Raw genomic sequence first — 17,779 nt, forward strand, 5'->3', positions numbered from 1 at the left:
CCCGGATCCCGCCGGCGGGCCGTCCACTTCCCGCTCCACCAGATTGTTCCGTCGTACCCGCCTCGCCCTCGCAGGCGTAGTACGGAGGGGCGCCGGATCACGGCGGAAGCGGTTGACGCGCGGGCCCGCAGTACGGGATCTGCTCGACGAGGCGTTGGCTGGCGTCGCCGCGCGGCCGACGCGGTTGATCCTGACCACCCTCGGCACCGTGCTCGGTATCGCCGCGCTGGTCGGAACAGTCGGGCTCGGGCAGACCGCGGCCGGCCAGATCACCCAGCGATTCGATCTGGCCGCCGCCACCCGGGTCGTAGTACAGCCGGATGACAAAGGTGGGCAGGAAGGTGAGGCCGCGACCCAGTTGCCGTGGGATGCGCCGGAGCGGATCGCCCGGCTGAACGGCGTGGACGCGGCCGGCACGGTGAGCCAGCTCGAGGTCGGGGACGACCTGGTCCGCAGCGTCGCCGGGCTGGACGGCCAGAAGGAAGGGCACGCGCTGCAGGTGATGGCGGGCTCGCCAGGCCTGTTCGACGCGGTCCGCGGCGGCCTGAAGACGGGCCGGTTCTTCGACGCCGGGCATGACAACCGCGGCGACCGGGTCGTCGTTCTGGGCAAGAATGCGGCGGAGCGGCTCGGCATCAACCGGATCGACTCGCAGCCGGCGATCTTCCTCGGCGACCAGGCGTACACCGTGATCGGCATCCTCGACTCGGTCAGCGGCCGGGCCGAACTGCTCGACGCGGTGATCATGCCGAACGGCGCGGCCAAGCTGGCCTACGACCTGGAGGCCCCGGACGCGGTCGAGATCCGTACTGCGGTCGGCGCGGCGCAGTTGATCGCCGGCCAGGCGCCGGTCGCGATCGACCCGAACAACCCGAGCGCGCTGAAGGTGGACGCGCCGCCGAAGCAGGGTGGCGTTCGCACGGGTGTGGAGTCCGACCTAAATGCGCTGTTCCTGCTGCTCGGGGCGGTCGCGCTGCTGGTCGGCGGGTTGGGTATCGCCAACGTCACTCTGCTGTCCGTGCTGGAACGCGTCTCGGAGATCGGCCTGCGCCGCGCTCTCGGCGCCGCGCGACGACACGTGGCGGCGCAGTTCCTGGTGGAGAGCGTGATCGTCGGGTTCCTGGGCGGTCTGCTGGGGACGGCAGTCGGGGTACTGCTGACGGTCGGCGTCTCGTGGTTCCGGGACTGGACGCCCATCCTCGACAGCCGGCTGTCGCTCGGAGCGCCGCTGCTCGGCGCGGTCATCGGCCTGATCGCCGGCACCTACCCCGCTTGGAAGGCCTCCGCCATCCAGCCGATCACTGCCTTGCGTGGGACGTGATCCTAGGACGTGGCCGGCAGCGGGTCCTTGGCGGACAGGCGTGAATAGGCGAGAGCAGTCAGCAGGAAGCCGAGCACCACGAAGATGAGGACCGAGTAGGACTTCCCGTCGTCGGGCAGGATCAGGGCGCCGAGTGCGGCGGCGGAGACCTGCCCGACGTTGAAGATCATGTCGTAGAGGGAGAAGACCCGGCCGCGGTAGACGTCCTCGATACCCGTCTGGACGAGGGTGTCGACGCTGATCTTCACGCCCTGCGCGCAGAAGCCGGTGAGGAATCCCGCCACCAGGATCGCGGGCTGGGTGTAGAGACCGCCCGGGACCGCCGTCACCACGCCGGCCGCGACGAAGAGCGCGGTGATCCATCGCCGCAAGGTCAGCGCCCGGGTCGCCCAGGGAGTCACGAGGGCGGCGAGGAACAGGCCGGCTCCGACCGCACCGGTCGCCAGCGCGAGTGCGCCGAAGGCCTCGTCGAGTTGGTCCGGGCCGTAGAAGCGGTTGCGGTACAGCAGAATCATCGCGACGGTCACGAGTCCGAAGAGGAACCGGAGCGAGCCGATCGCGGCCAGCCCGAGGGCAGGTTGCCGCCGCTCCTTCAGATGGCGGGCGCCATCGATCAAGCCGGCCGCGATACCCCGGATCGCCTCGCCCACTCCGGGCCGCCGGCCGGTCAGGTCGGGCCCGAGTTGGTACCGGCCCAGCCGGAGGGCCAGCAGAGCCGCCGCCAGGTAGACGACGGACGTCGTACCGAGGACTACCAGGTCGGAGTCGGAGATCAGTTTCACGCCGGCCCCGACGCCACCGCCGATCAGGAACAACGCAGTGCCCGAGGTTGGTGTGACCGCGTTCGCCATCACGAGCTCGTCGGTGTCGACCACGTGCGGCAGGCCCGCCGACAGCCCGGACAGCAGGAAGCGGTTCACCCCGAGGGTCAGCAGCACGGCCAGGTAGAACGGGACTCCCGCGTTGCCGACAGCAACAATCGCGCCGACCACCAGGACCAGCGCCGCCCGGGTCAGGTTCGCCCCGAAGAGGATCTGCCGGCGGGACCAGCGGTCGAGGAGGACCCCGGCGAAGGGGCCGAGCACGGAGTACGGCAGCAGCGCGACGGCGAACAATCCCGCGATGGCGGCAGCGTCCGGCGCCCGCTCCGGCGAGAACAGCACGTATGACGCGAGCGCGACCTGGAACACCCCGTCGCCGAACTGCGAGGTCAGCCGCACAGCAAACAGTCGCCGGAAGTCACCCCGCCTCAGCAACCGCCCAAGATCCCGCAAGAACTGCACGCCAGCACTGTAACCACAGCCCTCACCACAACCCCGCCCGCCTCAACCAATTCTCCGAGCTAGTGCTTGGTGCTCAGCCGTTGGGCGGCGGTGCGACCCCGGGAGTTCACCGGGATGACGCCCGAGACCTTCCCGAGGCCGAGCAGCGGCATGTTGCCGTAGATCGTCTCGGTGTGTCCGGCCGGAACGACGTACGTCTCGTGCCAGATGCCGACCGTGTTGCCCTTGTACGCGCGCTTGTAGAACTCGGTCCAAGCCGGCCGATGCGTCCGCTGCGCATCATTCGCGAACGCCTGCAGTTTCTCGACGGACTCCCAGTACTGGATCATCGTGACGCTCCGCAGCCCGGGGAAGCTCCGGAAGCCGAGCAGCCCGCTGTCCGGATCGGCGCTCAACTCGCGCAGCATCGGCCCCATCGCCTTCGCGACCGGGATCCACTGCCGCCAGGCGCGCAGCGAGTTCACCCGCATCCCGATCAGGAAGACCACCAGGTCGCCCTCGTACGCCGCCGTCTGCCGTCCCTCGACCACTGACATCTCGATCTCCTCTTTTGGATACCCAAGCTCTCTAATATTGGAAAGTGATACTCTCCAAAAGTCAAGAGGAGGACCGGATGTGGATCGCGGAGCTGTCCCGGCGGACGGACGTCCCCGTGGCGACGATCAAGTACTACCTGCGCGAGGGCCTGCTGCCGCCCGGCGAGTCGGTCGGCGCCACCAGATCCCGGTACGACGAGTCGCACGTCCGCCGGCTGCGGCTGATCCGCGCGTTGGCGGAGGCGGGTGGTCTGTCGCTCGCCCGGATCCGCGGCGTACTCACCGCGGTCGACGAGGAGTCGCGCGAGATCCACGAGGTGCTCGGAGCGGCCCACAGTGCCCTGCTCCCCGACACCATCGAAGCCACTCCGGACTCGCTCGCCCGGGTGGACAGGCTCCTCGAGGACCACGACTGGCAGGTCGACCGGGAGTCCCGCGACCGCGCACTCCTCGCCAGTGCCCTCGACGGTTTGGAGAAGGTCGGGTATCACCTTGACGACGACCTACTGGAGACCTACGCGACCACCGCCCAGCAAACCGCCGAGGCGGAGGTGGCCCACCTACCTTCGGGCGATCGCCAGCACACGGTGGAGACCACCGTGCTGCTCACCGCCCTGGGTGGACCGGTTCTCCTGGCTCTCCGCCGGCTGGCCCAGCAGAACGCCTCAGCCCACCGCTACAACGCAGTACCGCGAAACTGCCCCTGACTCAGACTTCGGCGCGAGCGGCCTGACGCTCCCGCAGGCGGGCGCGCTGCTCGACGAAACGGCTGGCCTGGGCGTCGAGGGCGGCCATGAACTCGGCGAGCTCGTCGCGGGCCTTGGCGCCGTCGCCGCTCAGGTCGTCGCGCTCGAACACCTTCCACATCCGGAGGATCGGCGCGACTACCTCGTCGTGGTGCAGCCGCAGATCGTAGATGCCTGCCTTCGCGATCGTTACCGAGTTCCGGGCGAACCCCTCCATCGTGGCGCCCGGCATCGAGAAGTCGCGGACCTCGTTGACGACGGCTCGCATCGTCTCGTTCGGCGCGGACTCGAAGGCGGCCGCGACCAGGTTCCGGTAGAAGATCATGTGCAGGTTCTCGTCGGTCGCGATCCGGGCCAGCAGCTGGTCCGCGATCGGGCAGCCGGTGGCCTTGCCGGTGTTGCGGTGCGAGACGCGGGTGGCGAGCTCCTGGAAGCTGACGTACGCGATCGCCTCGAGCATGTTCTTCTCGACCACGTGACCGGCGGTCATGTGTGCCATCCGGGCGTTCTCGAGCTCGACCGGGTCCACTCCGCGGGTGACCACCAGGTAGTCGCGCAGCGCGATCCCGTGCCGGCCCTCCTCGGCGGTCCACCGGCCGACCCAGGTGCCCCAGGGGCCGTCGAGGCCGAACTGGGTGGCGATCTCCCGGTGGTACGAGGGCAGGTTGTCCTCGGTCAGCAGGTTGGTGATCATCGCGACCTTGGCGACCGGGTCCAGCCGCGACTGCTCCGGCGCCCAGTCCTCGCCGCCGAGGAAGGCGAAGTCGCGGCCCTCGCTCCACGGCACGTAGTCGTGCGGGTTCCAGTCCTTGGTGATGGCCAGGTGCCGCTCGAGATTCTGCTCGACGACAGGCTCCAGCTCGTGCAGCAGGTTCGTCACCAGCTTGTCGGTCACCGGGGTCTCCTTGTCGTCGGGTCCCCCCACCCTACGGCACCGTAAGTTACGCCACCGTAGGTTCCGCGCGCCCTGCCGATCCCGGCGGCTCGCGACCCGCGCCCGGGATCAGGAGGTACGTCATCTTCTGCACCTTATGGTGGGCGGATGGATCGGAGCTCCTACGCGCAGTTCCTGGCGATCACCACGCGCTGGAAGGACAACGACGTCTACGGGCACGTGAACAACGTCGAGTACTACAGCTTCTTCGACACGGTGATCAACGAGTTCCTGATCCGGGCGGGTGAGCTCGACATCCATCGCGGGGACGTGATCGGGCTGTGTGTCGAGTCGGCCTGCACCTTCAAGCAGTCGCTCGCGTTCCCGGAGACGGTGGATGCCGGGTTGCGGGTGTCGCAGCTCGGCAACTCCAGCGTCCACTACGAGATCGGGCTGTTCCGCGCGGGCTCGGACGAGCCCGCCGCCACCGGCCGCTTCGTGCACGTGTTCGTGGATCGCGAGCACCGCCGCCCGGTCGCCCTGCCCGACCGGCTCCGCGCCGCCCTGGAAGGAATCACCGGATGATCGTGCGAGGCGCAGTACTGCGGGAGATGGGACTACCCAGCCCGTACTCCGAGTCGCGGCCGCTGCGGATCGAACAGGTCGAGCTGGATCCGCCGGGCCCGGGGGAGTTGCTGGTCCGGATCCGTGCGGCCGGGTTGTGCCACTCGGATCTCTCGGTGATCGACGGCTCCCGGCCGCGGGTGATGCCGATGCTGCTCGGCCACGAGGCGACCGGCGAGGTGATCCAGTCGGAGGCCGGGGGTTTCGTCCCTGGCGACACGGTCGGCTTCGCGTTCGTCCCAGCCTGCGGCGCCTGCGGCCCTTGTGCGGAAGGGCGCGCGGCCCTGTGCGAGCCAGGAGCAGCGGCCAACACCGCAGGCACCCTGCTCTCGGGCGCGCACCGACTCGGCCGGCCGGATGGATATCAAGCGGGTGAAGGTCTGTCGGGTCAGGTGCACCACCACCTCGGCGTCTCCGGTTTCGCCGACCACGCGGTGGTCTCGGCGCGGTCGGCCGTGAAGATCGACCCCGACCTGCCCCCGGAGATCGCCGCGCTCTTCGGGTGCGCGGTGATGACGGGCGTCGGTGCCGTGGTGAATACAGCCCGGGTCCAAGCCGGCCAGAGCGCAGTCGTCTTCGGCCTCGGCGGCGTCGGGCTGTCAGCCTTGCTCGGGGCTGAACTGGTCGGCGCGCATCCGCTGGTCGCGGTCGACGTCGTACCGGAGAAGCTCGAGCTCGCACTCTCGCTCGGCGCGACCCACGCGATCGATGCTCGAAGCAACGATGTGGTCGAGCAGGTACGCGAGGCGACGGCTGGCGGCGCACATTACGCCTTTGAAACCGTCGGCAGTGCGGCCGTCCTCGGCCAGACCTACGCAGCCACCCGCCGAGGTGGCACCACCGTCACTGTCGGACTCCCGCATCCCTCACAGATGCTGAGCATCCCCGCGGTCAGCCTGGTCGCCGAAGAACGCACCCTCATGGGCTCCTACGTGGGCTCCGCGATCCCCAGCCGCGACATCCCTCGCTACATCTCCCTTTATAGAGCAGGCCGCCTACCGGTCGACCGGCTGCTCACCTCGACGGTCTCCCTGGACAACCTGAACGAGGCCTTCGACACGCTCGCGGCCGGCACCTCCATCCGCCAGGTCCTGGTGCTCTGAGGAACACGCGGGCGGTGACCGATGTCCCGGCCACCGCCGTCCGCAGTACTAGTTGTTGTCGATGAAGCCGCGGGCCGGCTCCTGGCAGCAGTACCAGGGGCTCAGCGAATCTCCTTCTCCTTGCCGTCCTCCACCTCGATGTCGCCGACGTGGAACGGCTTCGGCTGGAGCGCGACGTACGTCGTACCGGTGCGGGTGATGCGGCTGTCGACCACGGTGAAGCCGGAGGCCTGGGCGCCGTCGGTGAAGAGGCGCTTGCCGGTGCCGACCGCCACCGGGAACGTCAGCAGTCGGTACTCGTCGATCAGCCCGGCCTGGTGCAGCGACTGGGCCAACCCGCACGAGCCGTGCACCTGGAGCTCCCCGCCGGGCTTGCCCTTGAGTTCGCGGATCTGCTCGATCGCGTTGTCCGTCAGCGCCGTGCTGTTGTTCCAGGCCGGCTCGAGCGGGGTCGACGTCGCGATGTACTTCGGCAGGTTGTTGAGTGCGGCCGCCACCGGGTTGTCCGGATCGGTCACCTGGGACCAGAAGGCCTGCATCATCGTGTAGGTGGTGCGGCCGAGCAGGATCGCCTCGGCGTGGGTGAACCAGTCGCTGACGATCTCGCCCATGCCCTCGTCGGAGTACGGGACCAGCCAGCCACCCCGCTCGAACCCGCCGCTGCGGTCCTCGTCGGGACCGCCGGGGCCCTGCATGACGCCGTCGACGCTGAGGAATGTGTGCAAGGTGAGCTTCATGGTCGATCTCCCTTTCGCTGCCTGACATCGGTTGTCGTGTCCGTTCACCCAGGCGTCGGCCGGCGGCCGGCGTACTCGACATTCCGACTTCTGTGATCTGTATCACAGGCGCCCCGCTGTGCCGTCAACGAGCGGCGGGCAGGCTCGGGCAGCCTTTGGGGAAGGTAAATTCCGCCGGAAAATGTGTACACCGGACAACCGATGAGGCACTCTACGCAGAGTGCGCGCCCGCGTACGACAAGTGAGGCAAACGGCACGCCCCGGCCGTCCCCCCAGAGTGCCGGCGGTGCCGTGGAGTCCCTGAGGAGGGCCCCAGATGCACAGCAGGTTCCGCCGAACCGGAATTTGTCAAGGTGGTTGAGGCCAGCGGGAGTTACGCGGCGGTCTGTTGAACTGTCTTGTTTTGTTGGGTTTCGTGGATGGGTGGGTTGATCCAGGCTGTGTCGGGCAGGTTGAGGATGGCCGGGGTCGTGGTGGTGGTGAACCGTTCGGGGTTCGCGGTCCGGGCTGCGGCCAGGGCATGGTGGCGGTGGCGGTCGGTGGCCGCGGTGAGGCCGTAGTGGACGTCGGCGGGGGTGTGCAGCCCGATCCCGGTGTGGTGGTGGTCATGGTTGTAGAACTGGGTGAACTCGTCGATGAAGGCCCTGGCGTGCTGCAGGGACCCGAACCGCTCGGGGAACACCGGCGCGTACTTCAGGGTCTTGAACCACGCCTCGGAGAACGGGTTGTCGTTCGACACCCGGGGCCGTGAGTGAGACCGGGTGACGCCGAGGTCGGCGAGCAGGGCCGCGACGGTTTTCGAGGTCATCGAGGTGCCACGGTCGGCGTGCACGACCTGCGGGATCCCGTGGATCGTGAACACCTCACGCATCATTTCTTCTGCCAGGACGGCGGTTTCGGTGACATGGACATGCGCGCCGACGACGTACCTGGAGTAGATGTCGATCATCACGTAGGCGTCGTAGTAGACGCCCTTGGCCGGGCCGGGCAGCTTGGTGATGTCCCAGGTGAACACCTGCCCCGGGCCGGTCGCGATCAGCTCGGGACGGGCCCTGGCCGGATGCCGGGCCTGGCGCCGGCGGTCTTTCACCTGCGCGTTCGCCGCGAGGATCCGGTACATCGTGGACACCGAGCACAGATACTGGCCGCGCTCCAGCAGCACGGCATACACCTGCACCGGGGTCCGGTCGATGAACTCGACACCGTTCAAAACGGCCAGAACGTTGGCCTGCTCGCCCACAGTGAGCTGGTTGGCCGGTGCTACCCGGGCTGTCACCAGCCCCACCGGCGGCGCGGGTCGCCCGGCGGTCGCACGAGACACACCCGTCAACCCGGCCGCGTCCCGGGTCGTGACGCCGGCCGCGGTCAGTTCCCGAAACGCCGCCATCAGCGCCGCTTGGGCGGCTGCTCGTCCGGTGCGCTCTCGGAGATCTCCTCCAAGAGCGCGTGTGCTTTTCCCATGATGTCCAACGCCACCTCGGTCCGAGCCAGCCGCCGCTCAGCCTTGGACAACTGCCCCCGCAACCGGGCGATCTCCGCCTGCTCAGCGCTCAGCCGCCCGACCTTCGCGCCCGGCTCGCGCCCTTCCAACACGCCACCATCACGCAACTTGCGCCACTCGGTCATCTGAGACGAATACAGCCCCTCACGCCGCAGATACCCACCACCCTGACCGTCGCGGCAAGCCAGGTCATACGCAGCCACGTGCGCCAGCTTCTCGGCCGGTGTGAACGTCCGACGAGGTCTCGGACCACCAGCTCTCGGACCCGATTTACCCATCCCACCATCATCGACTACCGGTGCAAGAACAGAACCAGCCATCTCTTCAACATCCAAAATCTCGCCCTGCAGAAGCGGACTTGCTACGAGCCGCTGGCCTCAACTGACCCTGACACGCAGGGAACCGGTGCGCTCGTAGGCGCCGGTGCCGTTCTGTTCGGAGCACTGGCCGTCGCGGCCGGCAACCAGGCAGACGCCCAACAGGGTCCGTCCCCGGCCCCGTTGGACCAGCTACTCGGCCAGCCGCTTCAGGGCAAGACCGCCCTGAGCAAGGTCCAGCCGCGACTCGCGGAGCTGGCTGAGCGCAACGGGATCGCCGAGCAGCAGTTGGAGCGGATCCTGGCCAGTGACAAGACCAGTTGGCTCGACAAGGACGGCAAGCTCTTCTACAGCGAGCCCGTCGCCACCGCCAAGGAGCGGACCGCGACCACGAAGTCCCCGAACTGGGCAAAGCGCGCCGTCGCGGCCGCCACCGGTCCGGCGTTCGAGCTGCACAGCAAGGCCGGCTCGAACCGGGTGATCTACCTGGACTTCGACGGCCACACGATCAGCGGTACGGCGTGGAACACCGGCGGCAAACCCGCCACCGTGAACATCACGCCGTACGACACCGACGGCAACACGAGCAACTGGAGCACCGCCGAGCAGAACGTGGTCCGCGAGGTGTGGGCCCGGGTCGCCGAGGACTACGCGCCGTTCGACGTCGACGTGACCACCCAGGCGCCGCCGGAGTCCGCGATCACCCGCTCGGGTTCGTCGGACCAGCAGTACGGCACGCGCGTCGTGATCGACCCGACGACCTGGTACCAGTCCGGCTGTGGCTGCGGCGGGGTCGCGTATGTCGGTGTCTACGACAACACCAGGCAGCACAGCTACTACCAGCCCGCCCTGGTCTTCACCAAGGGCGTCGGCACCGGCGCGAAGAACATCGCCGAGGCAGCGTCGCACGAGGCCGGCCACAACGTCGGGCTCAACCACGACGGCACCTCGTCGGTCGGGTACTACGCCGGCCACGGTGCCTGGGCGCCGATCATGGGCGTCGGCTACACCAAGGCGATCAGCCAGTGGAGCAAGGGCGAGTACTCGAACGCCAACAACAAGGAAGACGACTTCGCCGTCGTCGGCCGGAACGGCCTGGCCCTGCGCGCCGACGACCACGGCAACGGTACGGCGGACGCCACCGCACTGACCCTCGGCGCGACCGCGAACGGCATCTACGCGAGCGACTCGGACGTCGATACCTTCCGGATCGACCTCGCGGCCGGCACCTTCACCTTCGCGGCCAACGCGGCGGCGACCGGTGGCGACCTGGACATCAAGCTCCAGTTGCTGAACTCGGCCGGCACCGTCGTCGCTACCGCCGACCCGGCCTCCGGTCAGTCCAACTCCGGTACGCCGACCGGCCTGAGCGCGAGCATCAGCCGCCAGGTCACCGCCGGGCGGTACTACCTCCGGGTGGACAACACGGGTTACGGCAGCCCGCTCAACACCGGCTACTCGACCTACGGCAGCCGCGGCGCCTACTCGGTCAAGGTCACCGCCGGGTAGCACGTCCGGCCCGGAGCCCCCGGTGGTCGCAGTACGGGGGTTCGCACAGGGTTTGCCCGCGTCGCCGCCTTCTGGTGAGGGCGGCGGCGCTGGGCTCGGGGGAAATATCCGTGAGGTCGGGGGGAATCCTTGAGGAGGATTCCAGATGCAGAGCGAGTTCCGCCGAACCGGTGCGCTCGCGGGTGCCGGTGCCGTCGTGTTCGGAGGGTCTCTGGCCTACCTGGCTGTTCCGCTCGTTGCCAAAGGCGTATAGGTTTCGCGACTGCTGTCAGCGGTATAGACCGCTAGGTGTGCGGGGGGATTCAGCCGGACCCGAACGTGTCCGCGGTCGCCTCTAGTACACATCGCTGGTCTACGTACCGGCCAACGGCGAGGCCAACAAGTGGACGGCCTTCAACGCCACCACCGACACGGCCAAGCACTGGGGCCCGACGGGCGCTGCCTTCCTCCGGTCCGCCCACCCGTGCGTTGGCCTTCAGTTCTCCACAGGCAGCTCGGCGCCGCGCGCGAGTCCGAGAGTGGCGATCAGGTCCTCGTGTAGCTCGAACCAAACCGTATGGCATGAGTCGGCACCCGTTCGGTCGACCCACGAACTGTCTCCGGCGATCACCCGGCCGAGCGCAGTACTGAACCTGGTGTCGTACCCCTGGAAGCGATCGAGCACCGAGGTGAGCCGCTCCGACACCGCCTCGAGCGCGTGGCCCAGCGCGGCGAGTTCGTCGATCACCTGGCCGTCCCAAGCGAGGTCGCTGTGGTCGTTGAAGGCCAACGAATCGTCGGCTGTCGGCCTGATCTGCCAGTCGGTACAGGCCCGCTGCAACCGCTCATTGAGCGACAGAAACGCCCGATACGCCTCACGAACCACCTCGGCATCGGCGACCTCTCCCGGCTCCGCACCGGCTACCTCTCCCGGCTCGGCGCCGGCGACCTCTCCCGGCTCCTCCGGCTCTGCCAGTCCCGCCAGCTCTGCCGCCAGCTGCCTCTCGTTCTCCACTCGCCCGGCCTCGGTGAGAGACCACCCACCGGTACCGGCGAACTCCGACCACGTGACCCACCCGAACGCCTGGCAGTCGAGCAGGACGTCATCCGCAACCACCTGCCCAACCCCGAACCGGGCGGCGACCGCCCGACCATCAGCCATCCCCCGAAGCCGAACCGCATGAAGTACCAACAACTCCACCCCCGACCCCCGACTCACGCCCTCACACCGCCGCCCGCCTCGGCAGAGTCTTCAGCCGGGCGCCCGTTGCGAGCGGTGAGCCGGTCGAACCGCTGCTGACAAGCCTGCGGTGAATTCATCCCGAGCGCGTCAGCCATCTGCGCCCACGTGAGCCCAAGCCCACGGGCCGCGAACAACAACCCAGTCTCGAGCTGATCGAGCTCAGCCCGCGCCGCCGGCAACAACTGCAACGCAGCCACCGCCGCGTCCGTGAGTTCCTGATCCGGCGGACTCCCGAAGCTTGCCGAGCCCGACCGCCACAGAAAGAACTGAATCAGGTCAACAGCCGACGGCGGCATAGACCCGACCTGCCAAGGCCGCCGCTCCAGCCCATCAGCCCCGGCCGCCAACAACAGCCCCCGCGCCTCGCGCTCCCGCTGCGCCTGAGCCTGATCGTCAGCCCCACTGCCCTTGTCATTGCTTCTCACCCGCAAACAGTCCATCATCAACAAAATGTTGTCAACATCATGTTGAACCCCAGCGCTGACAGGAAGGCAGCAGGAGGAAAGCAGGAGGAGCGTCCGCAGTCGCAATCGGCCCGGCAAGACCCACACGCAATCGCTCGGCAAGAGGCCACGTGCGCAATCGGCCGGCGGATCCCGCACGCGCAATCGGCCGGCAAAGCCCGCACGCGCAATCGACCGGAAGGTAGGGCCGTTGATCACCGGACAGGGAGGGTCTTTGATCATCCGTCTCGCCGACGCCACACCAGAGAACGCCGGCCCCAAAGCCGCGACCCTAGGCAGACTCGCCCAGGCCGGCTTCCCAGTCCCACCGGCCTTCGTCATCCCCGCCGACACCTACCGCGATTTCGTCAGCGACCTGGACCTCTCCACCGTCCTCTCCACCCACGGCCCAGCCGAAGCCCGCCGCTTGATCAAGCACCACCCCCTCCCACCCCGGCTGCTCAAAGAGCTGACCGAGGCACTAACCGACCTAGCCAGCCACCCCGTCCCATCCTGGCCGCACGCCCAGGCGGCCGAGGCCCTAGCCGAGCTGGCCAACCTCCCCGTCCCGCCCTGGCTGCAGGGCCAGGCGACCGAGCCTCTGATCGAGCTGGTCAACCTCCCCGGCACGTCCAAACCGCACGGTCAGGCGACCGAAGCTCTGACCGAGCTAGGCAGCGACCCTGCACTGCAGCGTGAACCCCGACGCTCGCTGGGGTCCGCAATCCCGCCGGACGCAGTGCCGCCAGTCGCTGTACAGCCACTCGCACTGGCGCCGGTCGCTGTGCGTTCCTCGGCCTCCACCGAAGACAGTGCCGCAGCCTCAGCCGCCGGACAGCACGACTCTTATCTGGGTGTGCAGGGGATCGACGCAGTCGCCGACGCGGTACGCGCAACGTGGGCATCCCTCTGGACCCACCGAGCAATCACCTACCGCCAGACACCCGGACCGTCCCCAGATCCGGCGATGGCGGTGATCGTCCAACGCCACATAGACGCCGAGGTAGCCGGCGTCCTCTTCACCGCCGACCCGAACACCCCCGACGGCGCCTCCCTCATCGAAGCATCCTGGGGCCTCGGCGAAAGTGTCGTCCAAGGCCTGGTGACCCCGGACGCCTACACAGTCACCCCCACCGCCATCCTCGAACGCCACCTAGGAACCAAGCTCACCCGAACCGACCGCACCCCCACCGAAACGACTACTCCAACGCGAACGACCACTCCAACCCGAACCACCACCACCCCCGTCCCCCGAACCCACCGCGAACGCCCCTCCCTGACCGACCCCCAACTCCACCACCTGAACCAGCTAGGCCGAGACGTAGCCGCCCTCCTAGGCACCCCCCAAGACATCGAGTTCGCCCTAACCCCCACTCACCTCTGGCTCCTCCAATCCCGCCCCATCACCACCCCCCTCCCCACCCGAGCCGCAGCGTCGAACGCCCCCGTCGGCAGTACGTCTGCTACTTCAACAGCAGCCTCGCCGCCAAGCGCCCCGGGAGAAGGCGGCTCGAGGCTGCGCGGCCTCGTCGAACCACCGGCAGCTCTCCAGGGAACCGCTGGAAGTGCTGGGGTTGTATCGGGTCCAGCTCGGCTCGTGAACGGACTTGAGGACTTCCGGCGAGTGCGGGCCGGCGACATCCTGGTCTGCCGTTTCACGGACCCGGCCTGGACCCCACTGTTCACCATCGTGTCGGGAGTGATCACCGAAACCGGCGGTCGGCTCTCCCACGCCGCGATCGTCGCCCGCGAACACCGCATCCCCGCCGTACTTGGCGTTCCGTCCGTCATGACCACCCTGCACGACGGCCAGCCCATCACGATCAACGGCACCACCGGCACGGTCCACCCACAGCCCAAGCCCTAGGCAGCACCACCTTGGCCCCGAGATACCCCTGCGGTACAAGGCGCCTGAGGCATGCCGCCCGGTCAAGCCAGCTGCCCCGAGAAAGCGCCGACCTGGCCTCCGTTGCCGGGCGCGTGGCACAGCGGGATCTGGTGGTGTGCATCGGTGATGTTGCCCCTGGCATGGGGTTGCTGCGCCCGTGTCGGTCAGGAAGTTTCGCTGGAGAGTTGTTTCGGGGTCGAGCGTGGCGATTGGTGGGTTGCCGCGGATTCGGGGGTGGAGTGTCTGGGTGGGCTAGCGAGTTGGGGGTGAGGGCGCGGGCCGGTGTGGGGGTTGTTGGGTGGGCGGGGCTTGGAATTGGGGTCGGTTGGTGGGGTCATGGGTGGATGGGGTTGGTGGGGCCAGGCCGGAGAGGGCTTGGTGGAAGGCGGCTTGGGGATCTTGGTGGATGGGCTTGGGAGTAGGCGATTTGACGGTGGCTGACTCGGGGACGGCTACCACGGGGACGGCTGGCTTCGTGGCGGGGGCCTCGGAGGTGGCCGCCTTGGTAGTCGGGCGATGGTGGGTGGGGGTGTAGTGGGATTCGGTGATGGTGAGGTTGTTGTGCAGGAGGGTGAGGATTCGGGTGCCGGCTGAGTGCGAGCGGGAGGAGGCAAAGCCTCGGGGGAAGGGTTCGTAGGTTTCCAGGGCCTGGAAGGAGGTTCGGAGGGCCTTCTCCAGGTGGAAGCGGACTCCTGGTTGTTGATCTGGAGGGACCAGGTGGGGGAGGCGGGTAGAGCGGTAGATGAGGTCTACTGCGACCGGCCATTGGTGTTCGGCGGTTTGGCGGTTCAGGCGGTGCAGGGTCTCGCCGTGAGGGAGATTGGCCTGACGGTCTATGTCATTGGTGAGTAGGCGGACGGCTGGGACGAAGGCGGCGTACGAGGGTTCGCTGCGGACGGTGGTGATGCCGGGGGCAACCTTGTCGATGCCGAGGTGGCGGATGTAATCGTTCAGGTGGTCGTGTGCCCAGGCTTCGGCGACGCCCTCTTCCAAGTGGCGGCTGCCGGGGACTTTGAAGGCCGCCCGGGCTGCCTCCTGTGTGGCGCCGACCGGGCCGAGGAAATGGGACTGCTCGTGTAGGAGGGTGACCAGAGCTTCGCGGTAGCGGATCAGGTCTGCGTCGGAGTGTGGGTAGCCGGAGCGGTCGTACATCTCCTCCAGTGGGTTCAGGATGCATTCGCGGTCCAGGTGGAGGGTGCCGTCCCAGTGCGCCAGGCCGAGGATGCCCTCGCCGGCTTCGACGACCTTGCCGCTCCAAGCGGTCTGCTCGGCGCCGCTGATGTGGACGGTTGCCTGGGCGTGCTGTTCGAGCAGCTCCGCCAACGAAGTCGGAGTGGCTGATGTCTGGGCCGCCGTCATGGGCGGAGCGCCGTGGCCAGGCGGACGAGGGAGTCGGCTGAGCGGCGGAGGTTGGCTTGTTCGCGTGGGTCTTCGCAGGTCTCCGCGCGGCGGCGGAGATCGGCGATCAGTACCTGGGTGCGCTCGTAGCGGTCGTCCGTCGCGCTGGTGGGCTTGCTGCGGTCTTGGTCCATGGCTGTCCTCCCGAGAGTTGTTCCTCGCCGGAGAACATAAGGAGATGCACCCGCCGCCCAGCCGCGGATTCACTGCCTGTGGATAACGCCTCTAGAAGAGCGTCGGCGGCTCGGCCGGGATCGGCTCGGGCAGCGGATCGAGCTCCGGCACACGGACCCGGACGTCGTCATGGAACCGACGAGCCAGCGCCAGGGACTCGGCGTTGTCGGGGGTGTGAAGGAAGATCGTGGGCGAGCGACCTTCCCGCAGCCACGAAGCGGCCTGGTCGGCGAGGTACTGCCAGCCCTTGATCGTCACGTCGACGTCGTCCCGGCCGATGTAGCGCACGATCGGATACCCGGTGAGCGCGCGTGTCCGGCGCTGCACCCGCGGTTTGTTCAGCCAGGCCTCGCGCTCGCCGTAGCTGGTCGCCGGAGTCTGGAACAGCGTCACCGTGTCGAACGGAACCCACTCGGCTCCCACTCGCGCAAGCACCTGCTCGAGTTGCCACGCCGGACGCTCTTCTTCGAAGAATGCCGGATGCCGTACTTCGACTGCGTAGCGGAAGCCGGTCGGGGCCTGATGCAGGAAGGCGGCCAGTGCACCCAGATCGGTTGGAGCGAACGAGGCCGGGAGTTGGATCCACAGAGCATGGGCCCGCGGACCGAGCGGCTCCATCGCGGTGAGGAAGGTCCGCAGTTCCTGGTCGACGTTGTTGAGGCGGTGCTCGTGGGTGATGACCTTCGGGAGTTTCAGGACGAAGCGGAACTCCGGCTCGACCTGGCCGGCCCACATCTCGACGGTTGCTCGGGCGGGCGTGGCGTAGAAGGTGGTGTTGCCCTCGACGGCGTTGCACCAGCTCGCGTAGGCGTGGAGGCGTTCCTTGGGTGGTAGCGGATGCGGTAGGAAGCGGCCCTGCCACGGTACGTGCGTCCACATCGCGCATCCCACGTGAAGCCGCATGGGGAAAACCTAGTGGGCCTTCAGGTTGATGGACGAGTGACCGGTATTGGCGGAGCTCCCGCGCCGGATAGTCCGGCGGCGGGAGCTCCGTGCTGCTCAGGCTGCGGTGGCGGCCTGGGTCAGCGGTCTACCTCGCCCTTGATGAACTTCTCCACCAGGTCGCGGCAGACGTCGTCGGCGTACTGCTCCGGCGGGGACTTCATGAAGTACGACGAGGCGGACAGGATCGGGCCGCCGATGCCGCGGTCCTTGGCGATCTTCACCGCGCGGATCGCGTCGATGATGATGCCGGCCGAGTTCGGCGAGTCCCAGACCTCGAGCTTGTACTCCAGCGACAGCGGGACGTCGCCGAAGTTGCGGCCCTCGAGCCGGATGAAGGCCCACTTGCGGTCGTCCAGCCAGGCCACGTAGTCCGACGGGCCGATGTGCACGTTGCGCGGGTCGATGTCGTCGACCAGCTGCGAGGTGACGGACTGGGTCTTGCTGATCTTCTTGGACTCCAGCCGCTCGCGCTCCAGCATGTTCTTGAAGTCCATGTTGCCGCCGACGTTCAGCTGGTAGGTCCGGTCGACGGTGACGCCGCGGTCCTCGAACAGCTTGGCCAGCACCCGGTGGGTGATGGTGGCGCCGATCTGCGACTTGATGTCGTCGCCGACGATCGGCACGCCCGCCTCGGTGAACTTGTCCGCCCACTCCTTGGTGCCGGCGATGAACACGGGCAGCGCGTTGACGAAGGCGACCTTCGCGTCGATCGCGCACTGCGCGTAGAACTTCGCGGCCTGCTCCGAACCGACGGGCAGGTAGCAGACCAGTACGTCGACCTCGGCCTCGCGCAGTGCCGCGACGATGTCGACCGGCGACGCCTCGGACTCGGTGATGGTCTCGCGGTAGTACTTGCCGAGACCGTCGAGGGTGTGACCGCGCTGCACCGTGACACCGGCCGGCGGCACGTCGCAGATCTTGATCGTGTTGTTCTCGCTGGCGCCGATCGCGTCGGCGAGGTCGAGGCCGACCTTCTTGCCGTCCACGTCGAACGCGGCGACGAACTCGACGTCGCGGACGTGGTACTCGCCGAACTGGACGTGCATCAGACCGGGCACGCGCTCTTCGGGCTTCGCGTCGCGGTAGTAGTGCACGCCCTGGACGAGCGAGCTGGCGCAGTTGCCGACACCGACGATCGCTACGCGGATCGCAGTCATC

17 protein-coding genes are annotated in these 17,779 nt (G+C 68.0%); 6 read left to right on the plus strand and 11 right to left on the minus strand.

Annotated elements, in window-relative coordinates; all coding sequences use genetic code 11:
- The first annotated feature begins 112 nt into the window (after window positions 1-112).
- Window positions 113-1,321, plus strand: a complete 1,209-nt coding sequence (locus tag EV644_RS10765; RefSeq protein WP_132189886.1) for an ABC transporter permease — start codon at window positions 113-115, stop codon at window positions 1,319-1,321.
- 2 nt (window positions 1,322-1,323) lie between these two features.
- On the opposite strand, the gene EV644_RS10770 is transcribed toward EV644_RS10765, so the two are convergent.
- Together EV644_RS10770 and EV644_RS10775 are read right to left on the minus strand one after the other, a co-directional pair.
- Complete coding sequence (locus EV644_RS10770; RefSeq protein ID WP_199239736.1) at window positions 1,324-2,604, minus strand: MFS transporter; 1,281 nt, start codon at window positions 2,602-2,604, stop codon at window positions 1,324-1,326.
- 59 nt (window positions 2,605-2,663) lie between these two features.
- Window positions 2,664-3,140 (minus strand): DUF4188 domain-containing protein, encoded by a 477-nt coding sequence (locus EV644_RS10775; protein WP_132189885.1) that lies wholly within the window; start codon window positions 3,138-3,140, stop codon window positions 2,664-2,666.
- Window positions 3,141-3,217: 77 nt separating this feature from the next.
- Here EV644_RS10775 and EV644_RS10780 point away from each other — a divergent pair, with 77 nt between their 5' ends.
- Window positions 3,218-3,847 (plus strand): MerR family transcriptional regulator, encoded by a 630-nt coding sequence (locus EV644_RS10780; RefSeq protein ID WP_132189884.1) that lies wholly within the window; start codon window positions 3,218-3,220, stop codon window positions 3,845-3,847.
- A gap of 1 nt (window position 3,848) precedes the next feature.
- Here the strand turns inward: EV644_RS10780 and EV644_RS10785 are convergent, their stop codons facing one another.
- Entirely contained in the window at window positions 3,849-4,781 is a 933-nt protein-coding gene (locus EV644_RS10785; RefSeq protein ID WP_132189883.1) for an acyl-ACP desaturase, read from the minus strand.
- 147 nt (window positions 4,782-4,928) lie between these two features.
- Between EV644_RS10785 and EV644_RS10790 the strand changes: the two genes are divergently transcribed.
- Both EV644_RS10790 and EV644_RS10795 read left to right on the plus strand, forming a co-directional pair.
- On the plus strand, window positions 4,929-5,345 hold the full coding sequence (locus EV644_RS10790) for an acyl-CoA thioesterase (protein ID WP_132189882.1): 417 nt from the start codon (window positions 4,929-4,931) through the stop codon (window positions 5,343-5,345).
- Window positions 5,342-6,487 (plus strand): zinc-dependent alcohol dehydrogenase family protein, encoded by a 1,146-nt coding sequence (locus EV644_RS10795; protein ID WP_132189881.1) that lies wholly within the window; start codon window positions 5,342-5,344, stop codon window positions 6,485-6,487. The genes EV644_RS10790 and EV644_RS10795 overlap by 4 nt, the downstream gene beginning before the upstream one ends.
- Before the next feature lie 101 nt (window positions 6,488-6,588).
- Here the strand turns inward: EV644_RS10795 and EV644_RS10800 are convergent, their stop codons facing one another.
- Together EV644_RS10800 and EV644_RS10805 are read right to left on the minus strand one after the other, a co-directional pair.
- Window positions 6,589-7,224 (minus strand): dihydrofolate reductase family protein, encoded by a 636-nt coding sequence (locus tag EV644_RS10800; RefSeq protein WP_132189880.1) that lies wholly within the window; start codon window positions 7,222-7,224, stop codon window positions 6,589-6,591.
- A gap of 373 nt (window positions 7,225-7,597) precedes the next feature.
- Window positions 7,598-9,003, minus strand: a protein-coding gene (locus EV644_RS10805) for an IS3 family transposase (RefSeq protein ID WP_132333354.1) whose coding sequence is annotated in 2 segments (ribosomal slippage) — window positions 7,598-8,643 and window positions 8,643-9,003 — 1,407 coding nt in all. Because the reading frame shifts where the segments join, the coding sequence is not laid out codon by codon here.
- Window positions 9,004-9,225: 222 nt separating this feature from the next.
- On the opposite strand from EV644_RS10805, the gene EV644_RS10810 reads away from it, so the two are divergent.
- Window positions 9,226-10,551, plus strand: a complete 1,326-nt coding sequence (locus tag EV644_RS10810) for a pre-peptidase C-terminal domain-containing protein (RefSeq protein ID WP_242001016.1) — start codon at window positions 9,226-9,228, stop codon at window positions 10,549-10,551.
- A gap of 475 nt (window positions 10,552-11,026) precedes the next feature.
- Here the strand turns inward: EV644_RS10810 and EV644_RS44460 are convergent, their stop codons facing one another.
- Together EV644_RS44460 and EV644_RS10820 are read right to left on the minus strand one after the other, a co-directional pair.
- Window positions 11,027-11,692, minus strand: coding sequence for a transcriptional regulator (locus tag EV644_RS44460; RefSeq protein ID WP_158292782.1), 666 nt, complete (start codon window positions 11,690-11,692; stop codon window positions 11,027-11,029).
- A 53-nt stretch (window positions 11,693-11,745) separates the two neighbouring features.
- Window positions 11,746-12,459 carry a hypothetical protein gene (locus EV644_RS10820; protein WP_241998880.1) on the minus strand — a complete coding sequence of 238 codons (714 nt, stop codon included), beginning with the start codon at window positions 12,457-12,459 and terminating at the stop codon, window positions 11,746-11,748.
- Here EV644_RS10820 and EV644_RS10830 point away from each other — a divergent pair.
- A complete protein-coding gene (locus tag EV644_RS10830; RefSeq protein WP_199239738.1) occupies window positions 12,452-14,083 on the plus strand; it encodes a PEP/pyruvate-binding domain-containing protein in 1,632 nt (543 codons plus the stop codon). The genes EV644_RS10820 and EV644_RS10830 overlap by 8 nt on opposite strands.
- A 273-nt stretch (window positions 14,084-14,356) precedes the next feature.
- On the opposite strand, the gene EV644_RS10835 is transcribed toward EV644_RS10830, so the two are convergent.
- From EV644_RS10835 to EV644_RS10845, 4 genes are all read right to left on the minus strand, one after another.
- Window positions 14,357-15,463 carry a hypothetical protein gene (locus EV644_RS10835; protein ID WP_199239739.1) on the minus strand — a complete coding sequence of 369 codons (1,107 nt, stop codon included), beginning with the start codon at window positions 15,461-15,463 and terminating at the stop codon, window positions 14,357-14,359.
- On the minus strand, window positions 15,460-15,636 hold the full coding sequence (locus tag EV644_RS44465) for a hypothetical protein (RefSeq protein ID WP_158292783.1): 177 nt from the start codon (window positions 15,634-15,636) through the stop codon (window positions 15,460-15,462). The genes EV644_RS10835 and EV644_RS44465 overlap by 4 nt, the downstream gene beginning before the upstream one ends.
- Before the next feature lie 91 nt (window positions 15,637-15,727).
- The gene (locus EV644_RS10840; RefSeq protein WP_132191798.1) at window positions 15,728-16,579 is read right to left on the minus strand and encodes a DUF72 domain-containing protein; all 852 of its coding nucleotides are present in this window, start codon (window positions 16,577-16,579) and stop codon (window positions 15,728-15,730) included.
- 119 nt (window positions 16,580-16,698) lie between these two features.
- On the minus strand, window positions 16,699-17,778 hold the full coding sequence (locus EV644_RS10845; protein WP_132191797.1) for an inositol-3-phosphate synthase: 1,080 nt from the start codon (window positions 17,776-17,778) through the stop codon (window positions 16,699-16,701).
- Window position 17,779 lies beyond the last annotated feature (1 nt).

This window comes from Kribbella orskensis, assembly GCF_004342085.1.
Classification (GTDB): Bacteria; Actinomycetota; Actinomycetes; order Propionibacteriales; family Kribbellaceae; genus Kribbella; species Kribbella orskensis.

Excerpts from the sequence above, each read along its gene's own strand:
- EV644_RS10780 (WP_132189884.1), top strand. The coding sequence starts at position 3,218 with ATGTGGATCGCGGAGCTGTCCCGGCGGACGGACGTCCCCGTGGCGACG.
- EV644_RS10790 (WP_132189882.1), top strand. The coding sequence starts at position 4,929 with ATGGATCGGAGCTCCTACGCGCAGTTCCTGGCGATCACCACGCGCTGG.
- EV644_RS10835 (WP_199239739.1), bottom strand. The coding sequence starts at position 15,463 with ATGACGGCGGCCCAGACATCAGCCACTCCGACTTCGTTGGCGGAGCTG.
- EV644_RS44465 (WP_158292783.1), bottom strand. The coding sequence starts at position 15,636 with ATGGACCAAGACCGCAGCAAGCCCACCAGCGCGACGGACGACCGCTAC.
- EV644_RS10795 (WP_132189881.1), top strand. The coding sequence starts at position 5,342 with ATGATCGTGCGAGGCGCAGTACTGCGGGAGATGGGACTACCCAGCCCG.
- EV644_RS10845 (WP_132191797.1), bottom strand. The coding sequence starts at position 17,778 with ATGACTGCGATCCGCGTAGCGATCGTCGGTGTCGGCAACTGCGCCAGC.
- EV644_RS10800 (WP_132189880.1), bottom strand. The coding sequence starts at position 7,224 with ATGAAGCTCACCTTGCACACATTCCTCAGCGTCGACGGCGTCATGCAG.
- EV644_RS10840 (WP_132191798.1), bottom strand. The coding sequence starts at position 16,579 with ATGCGGCTTCACGTGGGATGCGCGATGTGGACGCACGTACCGTGGCAG.
- EV644_RS10820 (WP_241998880.1), bottom strand. The coding sequence starts at position 12,459 with ATGATCAAAGACCCTCCCTGTCCGGTGATCAACGGCCCTACCTTCCGG.
- EV644_RS44460 (WP_158292782.1), bottom strand. The coding sequence starts at position 11,692 with ATGGCTGATGGTCGGGCGGTCGCCGCCCGGTTCGGGGTTGGGCAGGTG.
- EV644_RS10775 (WP_132189885.1), bottom strand. The coding sequence starts at position 3,140 with ATGTCAGTGGTCGAGGGACGGCAGACGGCGGCGTACGAGGGCGACCTG.